General features: G+C 66.3%; 15 protein-coding genes. 12 read left to right on the top strand and 3 right to left on the bottom strand.

Annotation, left to right across the window (positions count from 1 at the left end):
* The first annotated feature begins 18 nt into the window (after positions 1-18).
* The 6 genes from B161_RS0110010 (at position 19) to B161_RS0110040 (ending at position 7,756) form a co-directional block, all read left to right on the top strand.
* A complete protein-coding gene (locus tag B161_RS0110010; protein ID WP_026310347.1) occupies positions 19-2,031 on the top strand; it encodes a hypothetical protein in 2,013 nt (670 codons plus the stop codon).
* Positions 2,028-3,353: a Tol-Pal system beta propeller repeat protein TolB gene (gene tolB / locus B161_RS0110015; RefSeq protein ID WP_018633261.1), complete on the top strand. Its 1,326-nt coding sequence runs from the start codon at positions 2,028-2,030 to the stop codon at positions 3,351-3,353. The genes B161_RS0110010 and tolB overlap by 4 nt, the downstream gene beginning before the upstream one ends.
* A gap of 137 nt (positions 3,354-3,490) precedes the next feature.
* Positions 3,491-4,522 carry an N-acetyl-gamma-glutamyl-phosphate reductase gene (gene argC / locus B161_RS0110020; protein WP_018633262.1) on the top strand — a complete coding sequence of 344 codons (1,032 nt, stop codon included), beginning with the start codon at positions 3,491-3,493 and terminating at the stop codon, positions 4,520-4,522.
* Positions 4,523-4,740: 218 nt separating this feature from the next.
* Positions 4,741-6,999, top strand: a complete 2,259-nt coding sequence (locus tag B161_RS0110025; protein WP_018633263.1) for an NADP-dependent malic enzyme — start codon at positions 4,741-4,743, stop codon at positions 6,997-6,999.
* A 114-nt stretch (positions 7,000-7,113) separates the two neighbouring features.
* Positions 7,114-7,368 (top strand): DUF2312 domain-containing protein, encoded by a 255-nt coding sequence (locus B161_RS0110035; RefSeq protein ID WP_018633265.1) that lies wholly within the window; start codon positions 7,114-7,116, stop codon positions 7,366-7,368.
* Positions 7,369-7,393: 25 nt separating this feature from the next.
* The gene (locus tag B161_RS0110040) at positions 7,394-7,756 is read left to right on the top strand and encodes a hypothetical protein (RefSeq protein WP_018633266.1); all 363 of its coding nucleotides are present in this window, start codon (positions 7,394-7,396) and stop codon (positions 7,754-7,756) included.
* Positions 7,757-7,790: 34 nt separating this feature from the next.
* Here B161_RS0110040 and B161_RS0110045 read toward each other — a convergent pair whose 3' ends face one another.
* On the bottom strand, positions 7,791-8,624 hold the full coding sequence (locus B161_RS0110045) for an aldo/keto reductase (RefSeq protein WP_018633267.1): 834 nt from the start codon (positions 8,622-8,624) through the stop codon (positions 7,791-7,793).
* A gap of 231 nt (positions 8,625-8,855) precedes the next feature.
* On the opposite strand from B161_RS0110045, the gene B161_RS0110050 reads away from it, so the two are divergent.
* The 3 genes from B161_RS0110050 (at position 8,856) to B161_RS17750 (ending at position 11,148) form a co-directional block, all read left to right on the top strand.
* Positions 8,856-9,806, top strand: coding sequence for a ring-cleaving dioxygenase (locus tag B161_RS0110050; RefSeq protein WP_040789872.1), 951 nt, complete (start codon positions 8,856-8,858; stop codon positions 9,804-9,806).
* An 83-nt stretch (positions 9,807-9,889) separates the two neighbouring features.
* Positions 9,890-10,450, top strand: coding sequence for an NADPH-dependent FMN reductase (locus B161_RS0110055; protein WP_018633269.1), 561 nt, complete (start codon positions 9,890-9,892; stop codon positions 10,448-10,450).
* A gap of 275 nt (positions 10,451-10,725) precedes the next feature.
* Positions 10,726-11,148, top strand: coding sequence for a thioredoxin domain-containing protein (locus tag B161_RS17750; RefSeq protein WP_240471604.1), 423 nt, complete (start codon positions 10,726-10,728; stop codon positions 11,146-11,148).
* A 72-nt stretch (positions 11,149-11,220) separates the two neighbouring features.
* Here B161_RS17750 and mscL read toward each other — a convergent pair whose 3' ends face one another.
* Complete coding sequence (mscL, locus tag B161_RS0110065) at positions 11,221-11,643, bottom strand: large conductance mechanosensitive channel protein MscL (protein ID WP_018633271.1); 423 nt, start codon at positions 11,641-11,643, stop codon at positions 11,221-11,223.
* 403 nt (positions 11,644-12,046) lie between these two features.
* Between mscL and gpt the strand changes: the two genes are divergently transcribed.
* Positions 12,047-12,538, top strand: coding sequence for a xanthine phosphoribosyltransferase (gpt, locus tag B161_RS0110070; RefSeq protein ID WP_018633272.1), 492 nt, complete (start codon positions 12,047-12,049; stop codon positions 12,536-12,538).
* Positions 12,539-12,633: 95 nt separating this feature from the next.
* On the opposite strand, the gene B161_RS0110075 is transcribed toward gpt, so the two are convergent.
* Complete coding sequence (locus B161_RS0110075) at positions 12,634-13,083, bottom strand: PaaI family thioesterase (RefSeq protein WP_018633273.1); 450 nt, start codon at positions 13,081-13,083, stop codon at positions 12,634-12,636.
* Between the two features lie 122 nt (positions 13,084-13,205).
* On the opposite strand from B161_RS0110075, the gene lepA reads away from it, so the two are divergent.
* A complete protein-coding gene (lepA, locus tag B161_RS0110080) occupies positions 13,206-15,005 on the top strand; it encodes a translation elongation factor 4 (RefSeq protein ID WP_026310349.1) in 1,800 nt (599 codons plus the stop codon).
* 331 nt (positions 15,006-15,336) lie between these two features.
* A complete protein-coding gene (locus B161_RS0110085) occupies positions 15,337-15,720 on the top strand; it encodes a lysozyme inhibitor LprI family protein (RefSeq protein ID WP_018633275.1) in 384 nt (127 codons plus the stop codon).
* Positions 15,721-15,776 lie beyond the last annotated feature (56 nt).

Here is a 15,776-nt window from a genome sequence, read left to right on the forward strand (position 1 = left end):
TGGAGAGGAGCGCCTGAGATGCGCGCAGGCGCCTTCGCGTCGGGAGTGTTGCACAGCGTGCTGATTCTGGCGGCCATCGCCCCGAATCGGCCGCGTCCTCTGGATCGTCCGGCCTCCGGCCCGCCTCTGGCGGTGGAGGTGGTGAGCCTTGAGGAATATAACGCTCTCATGGCGCGAAGCAGCGCCGCCCGCGCCGTCTCCGACTCCAGCCAGACGACGGAGACGCATGTGGCGATGAACATGCTTCCGCCGCCCGCTTCTCCGCCGCCCGAGGCGAACGCCGCGACGCAGGGGGATTCCCCCCCTCCGCCGCCGCCGCCCTCCACGGCGCCCGAGCCCGTTCAGGCCGAGGCGCCTCCTCCGCCCCCGCCGCCTCCCCAGCCGCCGCCTTCTCCGGCCTATGCGCCGCCGGTGCGCGTCAGCTCGACGCCGCCCGCCGCCCCCGAACTGGACGACGGCGCCCTGCAGGACGAGCAGGTCGAGCGCGCCGATCTGGTGCCCGCCGCGCCCTCGGTGAGCGTGACCCAGCCCGCCGAGCTCACGCCGCCGCGCCCCGACATGGCCGCGCCGGACGTGGATCTCGCCATGGAGCCGCCGCCTCCCGCGCCTCCCTCCGCCTCATCTCCCTCCGCTCCGCCTCCGCCGCCTCAGGTCGCGGCCTCCGAGGCGCCGCGCGTCTCTCCGGCGCCGCGTCCGCGGCCCGAGACTCCGCCTCCGCCGCCCGCCTCCCCCGTGACGGCCCAGCCTCAGACCCCCAACGCCCCGCCCGACGAGGCGGAGGTCGCCGTGGCTCAGGATCAGGGACCGCTCACCAGCCCCACCCCGCGCGAGAAGCCGCAGCAGTCGCCCGCCCAGATCGCCGAGGCCCAGCGCCGCGTTCAGGAGATGGTCGAGGCCGCCCGCGTCGCCGACGAGGCCCGCATCGCCGAAGCCGCCCGCCGCCAGCAGGCCGAGCAGGACCGCATCGCCGCGGAGATCGCCCGTCTCGAAGGCGAGCGCGCCGCCGCCGAGGGGCGCCGCCTCGAAGACGAGCGCCGCGCCCGCGTCCGCGCCGCCCAGCTCGAAGAGGACCGCCGCCGCGCCGAGGCCGAAGCCCGCGCCCGCGCTCAGGCCGAGCAGGACCAGCGCGCCCGCGACGCCTCCGCCGCCGCCGAGCTTCAGCGTCGTCAGCAGGAGCAGGCCCGCATCGCGGCCGAAATCGCCGAGCGCGAGCTTCAGGCCCGTCAGGCGGATCTGATGCGTCAGGAGCAGGAGCGCCGCCTCCGCGAGGAGCAGCTGCGCCTTGAGCAGATGGCCCGCGAACAGGATTATCAGCGCCAGCAGGCGCAGCTTCAGCAGCAAATGCAGGACGACGCCCGCCGCCGTCAGCAGGAAGAGGCCCAGCGCCAGTATCAGGAGCAGGAGCGCCGCCGTCAGGAGCTGGAGGCCCAGCGCCAGAATCAGCTGCGCCTCGACCAGATGGACCGCGAGCGCATGGCCCGCGAGCAGCAGCACGCCGATCTGACCCGCCGCTTCGAAACCGCCATCGGCACGCCCGTGACCTCTCAGCCCATGGCGCCCATGGGCGACCGGGGCGTGGGCGCGATCTACGGCGGCGGCGGTTCGGCGGGAGCGGCGGATCCTCTGGCGGGGATCTTCGCGGCGGCCGATAATCTGGCGGCCAGCGGCGGCGGCGGCGCGGTGCGCTCGCCGGGCTACGGCGGCGCCTCGATGGAGATGACCAGCGCCGAGCGTCAGCAGATGCTCAACGCGCTGAAAGGCTGCTGGATCGTGGATCCCGCCGCCATCGGCTTCGGCTCGATCTCCGTGACCCTCGCGGCGAGCCTGCAGCCGAATGGGTATGTGGACCGGGGATCGGTGCGCGTGGTATCTCCAATGCCGACGCCGCCCGAATATCGGGTCGCGGTCGAGAGCGCGCGTCAGGCGCTGCTGGACACCCGTTGTCAGCCTCTGCCCGTGCCGCCGCAGAAATACGACGCCTGGAGACAGGTGCAGATCACCTTCAATCCTCAGAATATGGGTTTGCAATGATGGCGCGCTCGCTTTTCTCCGCCCTCGGCTGCGCCGCCGCGCTGATCGCGGCGCCGCTTTCGGTCGCTTCTCCGGCCTTCGCGCAGGCGCGCGGGCCGCTGATGCTGACGCTGGAGGAGGGCGTGGTGCGGCCTCTGCCGATCCTGATCGCGCCCTTCGACGGCCCGCGCGGCGCCGAGATCGCGCAGATCGTGGCGCAGGATCTGGGCGGATCGGGCGTGTTCCAGCCGGTGAATCCGAACGTCGGGCGCACGGCGGCGCCCAATTTCAACGCGCCGCCGCTCTTCGAGCAGATCCGCGCCTCCACCGACGCCCGCGCCTTGGTGACCGGCGAGGCGATCAACGAGGGCGACGGGCGTCTGGCGATCCGCTTCCGGCTCTGGGACGTGCTGTCTCAGGAGCAGCTGGCGGGCTTTCAATATCGCGCCGACCCCAACGCCACCCGCCGCATGGCGCATCGCGTGGCCGATTCCATCTATGAGCGTCTGACCGGCGAGCCCGGTTACTTCGAGACCCGCATCGCCTTCGTCGAGGAATCGGGCCGGGCGCCCCGGGTCTCCAAGCGCCTCGCGGTGATGGATTACGACGGCGCGAACGTCGAATATCTGACCTCCGGCTCGGAGCTGGTCCTCACGCCCCGCTACGCCCCGAGCGAGCAGGCCATGACCTACATCTCCTATCGCGAGGGCGCGCCCCGGGTCTATCTGCTCAACGTCCAGACGCGCCGTCAGGAGGTCTTGGGCAGCTTCAAGGGCATGAGCTTCGCGCCGCGCTTCTCGCCGGACGGCTCCAAGGTGGTGATGAGCATCTCGCAGAACGGCGAGACCAAGATCCACGACATGGAGGTGGGGTCGCGCCGGACGCGTCAGCTGACCAGCGGACGCGGGCTCGACACCGCCCCGAGCTATTCGCCGGACGGGCGTCAGATCGTCTTCGAATCCGACCGTGAGGGCGGTCAGCAGATTTACGTGATGGACGCCAACGGCGGCGGCGCGCGCCGAATCTCGAACGGCCCGGCGCGCCATGCGACTCCGGTCTGGTCTCCGCGCGGCGACTACATCGCCTTCACGCGCATGGAGGGCGGCCGCTTCAGCATCGGGGTGATGCGCCCCGACGGCTCGGGCGCGCGGACTCTGACCAGCTCCTTCCTTGAGGAGAGCCCGACTTGGGCCCCGAACGGCCGCCGTCTGATGTTCACGCGTCAGGAAGGGCCGGGCTCCCCGCCGCAGCTGTGGCAGGTGGACATCCGCGGCGGGCAGGCCTCGCGGGTGCCGACTCCCGGCGCGGCCTCCGACCCGGCTTGGGGCCCCCCGATGCGTTGAGCTTGGGGCGCTGAAGCTCCAAAAGCTCATAAGGCTTCCTGAAAAGGCCCCTGCTCCGAAAGATCGGCGCGGGGGCTTTCGTTTTGCGGGGAATCGTCCTACATCGCCCCCGCCATTCTTGACGAAGGAGCATCGAGATGTCGGAGCGGTTCAGGGTCGCGATTTTGGGCGCCAGCGGCTATACGGGGGCGGAGCTGGTCCGTCTTCTGGCGCTGCATCCGCGCATGCGCGTGACGGCGCTCTCGGCCGACCGAAAGGCGGGCCAGACCCTCGCCGAGGCTTTTCCGCATCTGGCGCATCTCGATCTCCCGGTCATGACGAAGATCGAGGACATCGACTTCAGCGCCGTGGACATGGTCTTTTGCTGTCTCCCCCACGCCACCACTCAGGAGGTGCTGAAGGGCCTGCCGCCTCAGGTGAAGATCGTGGATCTCTCCGCCGATTTCCGGCTTGAGGATCCCGCCGCCTATGAGGAATGGTATGGGCATCCGCATCAGGCGCTTGAGCTTCAGAAGGAGGCCGTTTACGGCCTGCCGGAGTTCTATCGCGAGAAGATCAGGACCGCCCGTCTGACCGCCAACACCGGCTGTTACGTGGCGACCGCGCTGATTCCGCTGGTGCCGATCCTCAAGGCGGGCGCCGCCTCGCCCGACGACGTGATCATCGACGCGAAATCCGGCGTTTCGGGCGCGGGCCGGGCTCTGCGCGAGGGCTCGCTCTTCACGGAGGTCTCCGAGGGCTTCGCCGCCTATGGCGTGGGCAAGCATCGCCATATGGCCGAGATCGATCAGGAGCTGAGCAAAGCCGTCGGCCGCAAGGTCGTCGCCAGCTTCACGCCGCATCTTCTGCCGCAGAACCGGGGCATCCTCGCGACGATCTATCTCAAGGGCGAGGCGGCGGCGGTCCATGCGGCTCTGAAAGCCGCTTACAAGGATGAATTCTTCATCCATGTCCTGCCCATGGGCCAGATCCCCCAGACGCGCCATGTGCGCGGCTCGAATTTCGTGAAGATCGGCGTCGCGCCCGACCGCCTGCCGGGCCGCTGCATCGTGATCTCGGTGCTGGACAACCTCGTGAAGGGCTCTTCGGGCCAAGCGCTCCAGAACGCGAATCTCATGCTCGGCCTGCCCGAGTCCATGGGTCTGGAGCAGGCGCCGCTCTTTCCCTGAACATCCGGCCTCTTTGCAGGCTGCGCAGCCCCGCCGAAGCTTGATTTCGGCGGGGCTTTCGTTTTTCCGGCCTGATGAGGATGAAAATTTCGTATGGACCCCGTTGCGCGAAGCATCCTTTCTTTCTAGGGTGCCGCCTCCGGCGCGCTTCGCAGAAATTCGCAGAAAACTGAAAAGCCTCCAGCGCGCCGGACCGGGGCTTTCGGGGGATTTGGGATATGGTGAAGCGCACGCGCGTCAGCGACGAAGAGGCTCTGGCCTTTCACAGCATGGGCCGCCCCGGCAAGCTGGAGATCACGGTCACCAAGCCGATGGGCACTCAGCGCGACCTCGCGCTCGCCTATAGCCCCGGCGTGGCGGCTCCGGTGCGGGCCATCGCCGAGAACCCCGACGCCGCTTACGACTACACCGCCAAGGGCAATCTGGTGGCGGTGATCTCCAACGGCACGGCGATCTTGGGTCTGGGCGATCTGGGGGCTTTGGCCTCCAAGCCGGTGATGGAGGGCAAATGCGCGCTCTTCAAGCGCTTCGCCGACGTGGACGCCATCGACCTCGAAGTCGACGCCCATGATCCCGAGGAGCTGATCCGGGCCATCCGCGTCTTGGGGCCCTCCTTCGGCGGGATCAATCTGGAGGACATCAAGGCCCCGGAATGCTTCATCATCGAGCAGCGTCTGCGCGAAGACATGGACATTCCCGTCTTTCATGACGACCAGCATGGCACGGCGATCATCTGCGCGGCGGGTCTGATCAACGCCCTGCACATCGCCCGCAAGAAGATCGACGAGGTGCGGATCGTCCTCAACGGCGCGGGCGCGGCGGGTCTGGCCTGCATCGAGCTGATCAAGGCCATGGGGGCCAAGCCCGAAAACTGCATCATCTGCGACACCAAGGGCGTGGTCTACCGGGGCCGCCTCGAAGGCATGAACCAGTGGAAGTCCGCCCACGCCGTCGAGACCTCCGCCCGCTCGCTGACCGACGCTCTGGAGGGCGCGGACGTCTTCCTCGGGGTTTCGGCCAAGGGCGCCCTGAGCGGCGCGATGCTCAAGGCCATGGCGCGCAATCCGATCATCTTCGCCATGGCCAACCCCGATCCGGAGATCACCCCGGAGGAGGCCCATGAGGTGCGTCCCGACGCCATCGTGGCCACGGGGCGCTCGGATTATCCCAATCAGGTCAACAACGTCCTCGGCTTTCCCTATATCTTCCGGGGCGCTCTGGACGTGCGGGCGCGCAGCATCAACGACGAGATGAAGATCGCCGCCGCCAACGCCCTCGCCGAACTCGCCCGCGAGGACGTGCCCGACGAGGTGGCCGCCGCCTATGGCCGCCGTCTGCAATATGGCCCGGACTACATCATTCCCGCGCCTTTCGATCCCCGTCTGATCAGCCGCATTCCTCTGGCGGTGGCGGTGGCGGCCATGGAGTCGGGGGTGGCGCGGCGGCCCATCATCGACATCGAAGCCTATGAGAAGAGCCTCAAGGCGCGGCTCGACCCCACCACCTCCATGCTTCAGGCGCTTTATGAGCGCGTGCTGGTGAATCCCAAGCGCATGGTCTTCGCCGAGGGCGAGGAGGAGCGCGTGATGCGCGCCGCCATCGCCTATGCGCGCGGCGGCTATGGCGAGGCGATCCTCATCGGCCGCGAGGAGCGCGTGCGCGAGACCCTGACGAAAGTCGGCCTCGAAGGCGCCGAGGAGGAGATCACCATCCTCAACGCGGCGCTCTCCGACAAAGTGCCCGAATACACCGAATATCTGTATAAGCGCCTGCAGCGCAAAGGCTTCCTGCATCGCGATTGCCAGCGCATGATCCAGCAGGACCGCAATATCTTCAGCGCGGCCATGGTGGCGCTCGGCGACGCCGACGGCATGGTCACGGGCCTCACCCGCAAGACCGCCGTGGCTCTCGACGCCATTCAGCGAGCCATCGACGGCTATCACGGCAAGCCTCCGGTGGGGGTCTCGATTCTGCTGGCGCGCGGACGCACGGTCCTCATCGCCGACACCGTGACCCATGACGCCCCGAGCGCCGAGGATCTGGCGAACATCTCGGAATCGGCGGCCTGGCTGGCGCGGCGTCTGGGGCTTGAGCCCCGGGTGGCGCTTCTGGCGCAATCCACCTTCGGCTATCCCGACGGCGAGCCTTCGCGGCGGATGCGCGAGGCGGCGGAGATCCTCGCCGCCCGCGAGGTGGATTTCGAGGCGGACGGCGACATGGCCGTGGACGTGGCTCTCAACATGACCGGCATGGCGGCCTATCCCTTCAGCCGCCTGACGGGTCCGGCGAACGTGCTGATCGCCCCCGATCGCCATGGCGCGAGCATCGCGGCGAAGATGCTCCGCGAGATCGGCGGCTGCACGATGATCGGGCCGATTCTGGTGGGTCTGGAGCATTCGGCGCAGATCGCCTCCATGACGGCGACCGTCTCGGAGATCCTCAACATGGCGATTTTGGCGGCCTCCCCTCTGGACTAGTTTCGTTCGCCTCGCTAAGGAAAGACATGGAAGGGGCCGGAAGGCCCCTTCTTCGGATTATGGAGGAGTCTCTCGGCTCCTCCTCTGAGATTCAGATCGTCGAAGGAGGCCGCCATGGCGGAGTTGATCGACCAGACGTCCAGCGTCGCCGCCGGGGAGCTGACCCAGCTCGTCGAGCGCATCGAGCGTCTGGAGGAGGATAAGAAAGCCGTCTCCGACGACATTAAGGACGTCTACGCCGAGGCCAAAGGCCGGGGCTTCGACACCAAGGCCATTCGGACCATCGTGCGTCTGCGGGCCAAGAAGCCCGACGAGCGCGCCGAAGAAGAGGCGATCCTCGATCTGTATAAATCCGCTCTGGGCATGTGATCCGGGCGGCGGCCGAGGCCGCGCCATGACCGGAGGCGGCTCCGCGCGATGCCCCTTTTGCGGCCGGGGGGCGCCTTCCGAAGCGGTCTCCTGCCAGAGCTGCGGCGCGGAGCGTCTGCCGGGCTTCGGCGAGCGCTGGTTTCTGCCGCTGACGATCTTCTGCGCGCTGGTTCTCTTCTTCGCGCAGGTCTTCGCCTTTCTGGCTTTGGCGGAGGCGCTTCAGCCGGAAGCCTCCTTCGCCCGCGCCTCCCGCATCGCGACGGCGGCGGCCATGCTCGGCTCCGCGCTGCTGACGCGCTTCGGCGGGCGCAGATGGACGGCTTTTCTGCTCGCGCCCCGGAGGCGGGACGTCTGGCGCCTCAGGAGCGAGATCCGCCGCGGCCTCTGACGCCGCCCCTCTGCGGGGGCGGCGCGCTTTCAGATCAGGCGGCGTCCCATTCGGGCGCGAGTCCCGGCGGGCTGACGATCCGGCCCTCCGGCCGCGCCAGAGCGTGGATGCGGTCCATCTCCTCCTTGGTCAGGGCGAAGTCGAAAAGGGCGAAATTCTCCGCCAGCCGCTCGGCTTTGGCGGTTTTGCTGAGGGCGATGGCCTGCGGCTGCTGGAGAATCCAGCGCAGGGCGATCTGAGCGGCGGTCTTGCCGTATTTCGCGCCGATCTCCCGCAATTCCGGATCTTGAGGGACGGCGCCGTCGGCCATGACGTAATAGGCGGTGATCGAGCCTCCGCCCGCCCGCGCCTGATCCAGAACCGCCTTTTGCGAGAGATAGGGGTGATATTCGATCTGGTTGGTCACCAGAGGCGCCGCCGAAAGCGCGTCGGCTTTGCGCATGAGCTCGCTCGAATAATTCGAGACGCCGACGTCTTTAGCCAGCCCCGCCGCCCGAACCTCGTTGAGGAAGCCGATCTGATCGGCCAGCGGCACGTCCGAGAAGCGCGGCCAATGGAGCAGCAATAAATCCACATGATCCGTCTTGAGCTTCTTCAGGCTCTCCTCGACCGAGAGCCGGAAGCGGCCCTTCGGGAAATTATCGATCCAGACTTTCGTCGTCAGGAAGATCTCGCCGCGCGCGAGCCCCGAGGCGGCGAGGACTTCGCCCACTTCGGCTTCGTTCTGATAGATCTGCGCGGTGTCGACATGGCGGAAACCCGTCTTGAGCGCCTGAGGCAGGATCTCCAGCACCTCGGCGCCGGGCATGCGGAAGGTGCCGAAGCCGAGCGCGGGAATCCGGGCGCCGCGAGTGAGGACGTCGTCCATGGGGCTTCTCCCTGAAAGATTTTTGGGGGGCGGCGGGATGAACCCGCTCCTCTGTTCAATCCACGCCTTTGGGATGGGGCGCAAGTCCTAAGACTCCCGCCGCCTTTGGAATTGGCTCCTGCGGAGGAACGATCCGTTCGGCGCGGAGGGCTTATTCCCCGGCCCCTCAGGCCCGATATGGCTTTCAACAGCGTTGAAAACGTTTTCGTGACAAGGGAGCCCCCGATGAGCCTGCAATTGACCGGCGTCCATCATCTGACCGCCATCACCGCGAACGCCCGCGCCAATAAGAAATTCTATACGGAGAGCCTCGGGCTGCGGCTGGTGAAGAAGACCGTGAATCAGGACGACACCAGCGCCTATCACCTCTTCTACGCCGATGGTCTGGCGAGCCCCGGCACGGATCTGACCTTCTTCGACTGGCCCGCGCCGCCCGAGCGCCGGGGGACTCGCTCCATCAGCCGGACGGGCCTGCGCGTCGCCGACGAGGCGGCTTTGAGCTGGTGGACGACCCGTTTCGCGGACCTCGGCGTGAAGGCCGAGCGCGCGCGCCTGATCGACGGCCGCCAGTCCCTCGACTTCGAGGATCCCGAGGGCCAGCGCTTCCGCCTGACCGTGGACGGCGCCCGCGTCCCCGCTCATGCTTGGGCGAAGAGCCCGGTTCCGGCGGAGCATCAGATTCGCGGGCTTGGGGCGATCACGATCAGCGTGCCGGATCTGGAGAACACTGAACTGGTCCTCACCCGCGCGATGAACATGACGAAGCTGCGCGAATACGACTCGCCGGACGGCGCGGGCCGCGTCCATGTCTATGGCATGGGGGAAGCGGCTGGTCCCGAGCAGGAATTGCATGTGGCGGTTCAGCCGGGCCTTCCCGTGGCGCGTCAGGGAGCGGGGGGCGTGCATCACGTGGCCTTCCGCACGCCCGACGCCGAGGGCATGGAGGCTTGGGCGGCGCGTCTGCGGGAATTGCGCATTCCTTCGAGCGGCGAGGTGGAGCGCTATTATTTCCGCTCGCTCTATTTCCGCGAGCCGGGCGGCAATCTCTTCGAGATCGCCACCGACGGCCCCGGCTTCGCGGTGGACGAGCCTCTGGAGAGCCTCGGCGAGAACCTGTCTTTGCCGCCTTTCCTTGAGAACCGCCGCGCGGCCATCGAGGCGCGGCTTAAACCCATCGACTGACCTCCCCGAATCGGGGAGAATCCTGCGCCGTCTCCGGCCTTCGGAGGCGGCGCCTTTTCGGTCCTGAAACGCGAGGAGAAGCCATGGTGAGGATTTTAGGCGTGGCGGGCAGCCTGAGGAAAGGCTCCTATAACGCGGCTTTATTGCGGGCGGCGGTCGAGGCGGCGCCGGAGGGCGTGGAGCTGGTCCTCGGGACCATCCGGGGGATTCCGCTCTTCGACGCCGACGAGGAGGCTTTGGGGCTCCCGCCCGCCGTGAAGGCTCTGCGCGAGGGAATCCGCGCCGCCGACGGCCTGCTGATCGTCTCGCCGGAATACAACGCCTCGATTCCCGGCGTGATGAAGAACGCCGCCGATTGGGTCTCGCGCGTCTATCCGGAGGATCCTTCGCCCTTCGCGGGCAAGCCCGTGGCGGTGATGGGCGCCTCCATGGGGAATTTCGGCACGCTTCAGGCGCAAGACGCCTGGCGGCCGGTGTTCAAGCGCGTCGAGGCGCAGATGTGGTTCGGCGGACAGGTGGTGGTCCCGCGCGCGCAGACCCTCTTCGACGCCGAAGGGGCTCTGACCGACGAAGCGACGGCCAAGCGTCTGACGCAGTTTCTGGCGGGCTTCGCGGGCTTCGTCGGGAAGATGAAGGGGGCCTGAGGCGGGCCGCGAAGCTCGCTTGGAAAGGCTGAAGGCCCCCCTCCGCGCGCTGCGGAAGGGGGCCTTCAATTCTCGACTTTGGGGGTGCCTTCTTTATGCCTCTTCAGGGTTGAGATATGGTTAATCTGCGCGTTAGGATTTCGTCGCGCCGGGCTCTCAGGAGGCGCCGCCGTCCGAGGCGCGTCGGGATGGATTGCGGCTTCGCCGCGCAACCGCCTTATTCAGAGCGTATCCGCAAGAAAATCGAGAGCCTGCAAGGCGCTGACGGAGGGATGATGCGAAAATTCGGAAAACGGCTCGGCGCTTTGGCGCTCGGCGCGGCTCTGGCCGCGGGGGCGCTTTTGGGCGCGGGAAAGGCCGAGGCGGCCGAACTGCTCATGTTCGAGGATCCGGGCTGCATCTATTGCGAGAAATGGCGCCGCGAGATCGGGCCGATCTATCCGCGCACCCGCGAGGGCCAGATCGCGCCGATTCGCTTTTTGCCGAAAAGCGGGCCGCGTCCGCCGGGGCTGAACGTGGGGCCGATCATCTATTCCCCGACCTTCGTTCTGGTCGAGCGGGGACAGGAGATCGGGCGGATCGTCGGCTATCCGGGGCCGCAATTCTTCTGGGGCATGCTGGCGCGGAATCTGGAGCGCCTGCCGCCTTCCTCCTTTCAGCTTCAGTCGATGGGCTATCCGCCGCCCGTCTATCGCTGAACCGGGTCTGAGGCCGAAACGGAAAACGCCCCGCCGAAAGCGGGGCGTTCGCATGAGCGGCGGCTGAAAGCCTCAGCGGCGGGCGAGCTGGTCGCGGATCTCGCGCAGCAGCACCACGTCCTCGGGCGGAGCGGCGGGGGCGGCCGGAGCGGCGGCCTCCTGACGCTTCAGCTTGTTCACGCCCTTGATGATCAGGAAGAGCACCCAGGCGACGATCAGGAAGGAGATCACCGCATTGATGAACAGGCCGATGTTCAGCGTGGCGGCGCCGGCGTCCTGAGCGGCCTTGAGGCTCGGATATTCCGTGCCGCTGAGGTTGATGAAGATGTTCGAGAAGTCGATTCCGCCGGTCGCCAGACCGATGATCGGATTGATGATGTCGGTGACGAAGCTGTTCACGATCGAGGTGAAGGCCGCGCCGATCACGATGCCGACGCCCATGTCGATCACATTGCCCTTGACGGCGAATTCTCTGAACTCGCTGAGGATTCCCATTCTGAACTCCCTAGATGGTCGAAGCCGGGGGGCTTCGCGTTCGACGCCCTTCGTCAGAGCGACGCATCTTAAAAGCCCCTCTGAGGCGCTTCAACGCCGAAGGGCGTCACATCGGAGCGATTTGGGACAGGTTTCCGCTTGTTTTCTCCTGATTTCCCGTCGGAATCGACCTGAAAGGCGCATTTTGAGCCGCATTCTCTCCTTTTGGGGGAGACGTCCGGGGGAGGAGGAGTTTCAGCCTCCCGCGCGCCCTGCGGCTGCGGCGCTCAGGCGAAGGGAGCTCAGTTTATGTTTGGCCGCATTTTCGCGACGCGAAGCCCTTCCGGCTTCGCTGGAAAATGCTCTAAAACCCCCCATCCGCATCGCTCCGCTTCCACAGCCAGCCTCCGGGGGGAATTCCGACATGTCCGCGCCCTATGATCCGCAAAAAGCCTTCATGGTCTCTTGGGACCAGATCCACCGCGATTCCCGCGCCTTGTCCTGGCGGCTCGACGGGACGGAATGGCGGGCCATCGTGGCCGTGACGCGCGGCGGATTGGTGCCCGCCTGCATCCTGGCGCGCGAGCTGAATCTGCGCGTGGTGGACACCATCGGGCTGAAGTCCTACAGCGACCAGAGCCAAGGCTCCGAGGTGCGTCTGCTCAAGGCGCCGGACGCCAAGCTCATGGGCGACGGCGAGGGGATCCTGATCGTCGACGACCTCGTGGACACCGGCAAGACTCTGGAGGTGGCGCGGCGCATGTATCCCAAGGCGCATTTCGCCACCGTCTACGCCAAGCCCAAGGGCCGCCCCCTCGTGGACACCTACATCACCGAGGTCAGCCAGGACACCTGGATCTATTTCCCCTGGGACACCGTTCCGCAATACGTCAAGCCGCTGCGCGGGGCCGACTGAGCGCAATCCGAAAAGTTTGAAAGACTTTTCGGATCAATTGCGCGACCCGATCCGAAATCAGAGCCTTTGAAGATCCGTCCGGATCGGAGAAGGCTCTAAACCCGCCCCTCCACCCGGATGAGCGTCTGCTGGCCTATGGCGACCAACTCCCGGCGCTCCTGCGCATGGGCGAAGACCTCCAGCTGGCAGATGGTGAGGGTCCGCCCCGCCTTGACCACCCGGCCCACGGCCTCCAGAGATTCGCCATGGGCCGGGTTGATCAGATTGATCTTGAACTCGACCGTCAGCACCGAGGCGTTTTCCGGGAAGGTGGTGAAGGCGGCGTATCCGCCCGCGCTGTCGGCGACGGCCGAGGTTCCGCCCGCATGGAAATAGCCATGCTGCTGAGTCAGCTCGGGCCGGAAGGGCAGGGAGATCCGCGCCAGCCCGTAACGCGCCTCGATCAGCTCCGCCCCGAGGTGGCGCATCAGCCCCTGACGCCCGAAGCTGGCTTTGAGGTCGGCTTCGATCTCGGGCGCGACGGGGTCTCCGATCTGCGGCTTCATGGCGGGCTCCTCTCTCTCAAACCGCCGTCAGCGTAGCGCCGGACCCGCGCCTTGCGAAGAAGCTTCGCGCCCCCTCAGACGCCCGCTTGACGGCGCTCGCGCGCCACAGCATAAGCGCGCGCATGACAGAGCTTTCGCAGATCCGCAATTTCTCCATCGTCGCGCATATCGACCATGGCAAGTCGACTCTCGCCGACCGGCTCATTCAGTTGACCGGCGCGGTCTCCGCGCGCGACATGTCGGAGCAGATGCTCGACAACATGGACATCGAGCGCGAGCGGGGCATCACCATCAAAGCCCAGACCGTGCGGCTCGATTATAAGGCGAAAGACGGCAGGGATTACGTCCTCAACCTCATCGACACGCCCGGCCACGTGGATTTCTCCTATGAGGTCTCGCGCTCGATGAAGGCGGTCGAGGGCTCGCTTCTGGTCGTGGACGCCAGTCAGGGCGTCGAGGCCCAGACCCTCGCCAACGTCTATCAGGCCATCGACGCCGGACATGAGATCGTCCCGGTGCTGAATAAGATCGACCTGCCCGCCGCCGAGCCCGATCGCGTCAAGGAGCAGATCGAGGACGTCATCGGCATCGACGCCTCTCAGGCCATCGGCATTTCGGCCAAGACGGGCCTGAACATCGATCAGGTGCTCGAAGCCATCGTCGAGCGTCTGCCGCCGCCCAAAGGCGACCGCGAGGCGCCGCTGAAGGCTCTGCTGGTCGATTCGTGGTATGACGCCTATCTCGGCGTGGTGGTGCTCTTCCGCGTGATGGACGGCGTGATCCGCAAGGGCATGAAGATCAAGCTGATCTCGACCAACGCCAATTACCATGTCGAGCGTCTGGGCGTCTTCCGGCCCAAGATGGAGATGATGGAGGAGCTCGGCCCCGGCGAGATCGGCTTCTTCACCGCCGCGATCAAGCTGGTCCGCGACACCCGCGTCGGCGACACCATCACCGAGGAGCGCCGTCCGGCGGCCGCGCCCTTGTCGGGCTTCAAGCCTTCGTTGCCGGTGGTCTTCTGCGGCATGTTCCCCGTGGACGCCGCCGATTTCGAGCATATGCGCGACGCCATCGAAAAGCTCTCGCTCAACGATTCCAGCTTCAGCCATGAAATGGAGACTTCGGCGGCTTTGGGCTTCGGCTTCCGCTGCGGCTTCCTCGGGCTGCTGCATCTGGAGATCATCCGCGAGCGGCTGGAGCGCGAATACGACCTCGATCTGATCACCACCGCGCCTTCGGTGGTCTATAAGCTCCATATGCGCGACGGCGAGATCATCGAGATGCATAATCCGGCCGACATGCCGGACGTCATGAAGATCGAATTCATCGAAGAGCCGTGGATCAAGGCCACCATCATGGTGCCGGACGAATATCTCGGCTCGGTGCTGAAGCTTTGTCAGGACCGGCGCGGCGTTCAGGTCAATCTGACCTATGCGGGCTCGCGGGCCATGGCGACCTATCGTCTGCCGCTCTCCGAGGTGGTGATCGATTTCTACGATAAGCTGAAATCGGCCACCAAGGGCTACGCCAGCTTCGATTACGGCATGGACGGCTATGAGGAGGGGGATCTCGTCAAAATGCAGATCCTCGTCAACGCCGAGCCCGTGGACGCCCTTTCGGTGATCGTCCACCGCTCTCAGGCCGAGCGCCGGGGCCGCGGCATGTGCGAGAAGCTCAAGGAGCTGATCCCGCCGCATATGTTCCAAGTGCCGGTTCAGGCGGCCATCGGCGGACGCATCATCGCCCGCGAGACGATTCGCGCCCTCCGCAAGGACGTTCTGGCGAAATGCTACGGCGGCGACATCACCCGCAAACGCAAATTGCTCGATAAGCAAAAGGAAGGCAAAAAGCGGATGCGCCAGTTCGGCAAGGTCGACATCCCGCAGGAAGCCTTCATCAACGCGCTCAAGATCGACGATTGAGCGGATTCCGCGCGGTCGGGGGACGAGAGGGAGATTCGGAAAAGCGCCTGCGGGCGCTTTTCTCGTCTCCGGCGTCTTTTCAGGCGAGCTATATTGCGTCGCACCCGATTCGGTTGCGTCGCGGCGCCTTGGCTCTGAGGCGGGCTTACGCAGAAAAACGTCTAAGCTTGTCGGAAAAAATCAAGCGGAATCGGCTGATTTTCCGTCTTGACAAGCCCTGTGGAGCGGCGAGGCTACTATTCAACCGCGCGGATCGCCCCCATAATTCCACCATAATTCATGGAGGAAGGCCGCGCCCCTCGGGCGAGCCGCAGCAGGAAGGGAGGCCGACATGGGCGATGGATTTTTGCGCAAGCTGGCTATGGCCGTCTTGAGCCTCGGGGTTCTGGCGGCTCCGGGCGCGTCTCCCGCCTCGGCGGAGACTTGGGAGAGCCGTTGCCTCGGCGGAGACGCGAATCTCTGCGTCCAGACGGCGCTTTTGAACTCCGAGCGGGCTTTGGTCGCCGCCGTCTCCGAGCGCCGGAGCGAATTGCGCGCCCGTAAGGGCGTCGATTCCTTCGCGGCGGAGAAGGATCAGGTCCAATGGATGGCCCGCGCGCAGAACGATTGCGCCGGACGCGCCGAAGAGGCGACGGATTTCGACCTCGCCTTCACGCAATGCCTCGCCGAGCTTTACGAGGCCCGTCTCGTCGAACTGCGGGCCTCGCTCGACTAAGCGCGGGCGATTCGACTGAAGAGGGTTCTAAGCTCTTCGGGGGCTTACGATTCCTT

The organism is Neomegalonema perideroedes DSM 15528 (assembly GCF_000374145.1).
GTDB lineage: Bacteria > Pseudomonadota > Alphaproteobacteria > Rhodobacterales > Rhodobacteraceae > Neomegalonema > Neomegalonema perideroedes.

What these genes read in the sequence shown, in the direction of transcription:
- B161_RS0110010 (WP_026310347.1), top strand. Translation starts at nt 19, where the DNA reads ATGCGCGCAGGCGCCTTCGCGTCGGGAGTGTTGCACAGCGTGCTGATT.
- tolB (WP_018633261.1), top strand. Translation starts at nt 2,028, where the DNA reads ATGATGGCGCGCTCGCTTTTCTCCGCCCTCGGCTGCGCCGCCGCGCTG.
- argC (WP_018633262.1), top strand. Translation starts at nt 3,491, where the DNA reads ATGTCGGAGCGGTTCAGGGTCGCGATTTTGGGCGCCAGCGGCTATACG.
- B161_RS0110025 (WP_018633263.1), top strand. Translation starts at nt 4,741, where the DNA reads ATGGTGAAGCGCACGCGCGTCAGCGACGAAGAGGCTCTGGCCTTTCAC.
- B161_RS0110035 (WP_018633265.1), top strand. Translation starts at nt 7,114, where the DNA reads ATGGCGGAGTTGATCGACCAGACGTCCAGCGTCGCCGCCGGGGAGCTG.
- B161_RS0110040 (WP_018633266.1), top strand. Translation starts at nt 7,394, where the DNA reads ATGACCGGAGGCGGCTCCGCGCGATGCCCCTTTTGCGGCCGGGGGGCG.
- B161_RS0110045 (WP_018633267.1), bottom strand. Translation starts at nt 8,624, where the DNA reads ATGGACGACGTCCTCACTCGCGGCGCCCGGATTCCCGCGCTCGGCTTC.
- B161_RS0110055 (WP_018633269.1), top strand. Translation starts at nt 9,890, where the DNA reads ATGGTGAGGATTTTAGGCGTGGCGGGCAGCCTGAGGAAAGGCTCCTAT.
- B161_RS17750 (WP_240471604.1), top strand. Translation starts at nt 10,726, where the DNA reads ATGCGAAAATTCGGAAAACGGCTCGGCGCTTTGGCGCTCGGCGCGGCT.
- mscL (WP_018633271.1), bottom strand. Translation starts at nt 11,643, where the DNA reads ATGGGAATCCTCAGCGAGTTCAGAGAATTCGCCGTCAAGGGCAATGTG.
- gpt (WP_018633272.1), top strand. Translation starts at nt 12,047, where the DNA reads ATGTCCGCGCCCTATGATCCGCAAAAAGCCTTCATGGTCTCTTGGGAC.
- B161_RS0110075 (WP_018633273.1), bottom strand. Translation starts at nt 13,083, where the DNA reads ATGAAGCCGCAGATCGGAGACCCCGTCGCGCCCGAGATCGAAGCCGAC.
- lepA (WP_026310349.1), top strand. Translation starts at nt 13,206, where the DNA reads ATGACAGAGCTTTCGCAGATCCGCAATTTCTCCATCGTCGCGCATATC.
- B161_RS0110085 (WP_018633275.1), top strand. Translation starts at nt 15,337, where the DNA reads ATGGGCGATGGATTTTTGCGCAAGCTGGCTATGGCCGTCTTGAGCCTC.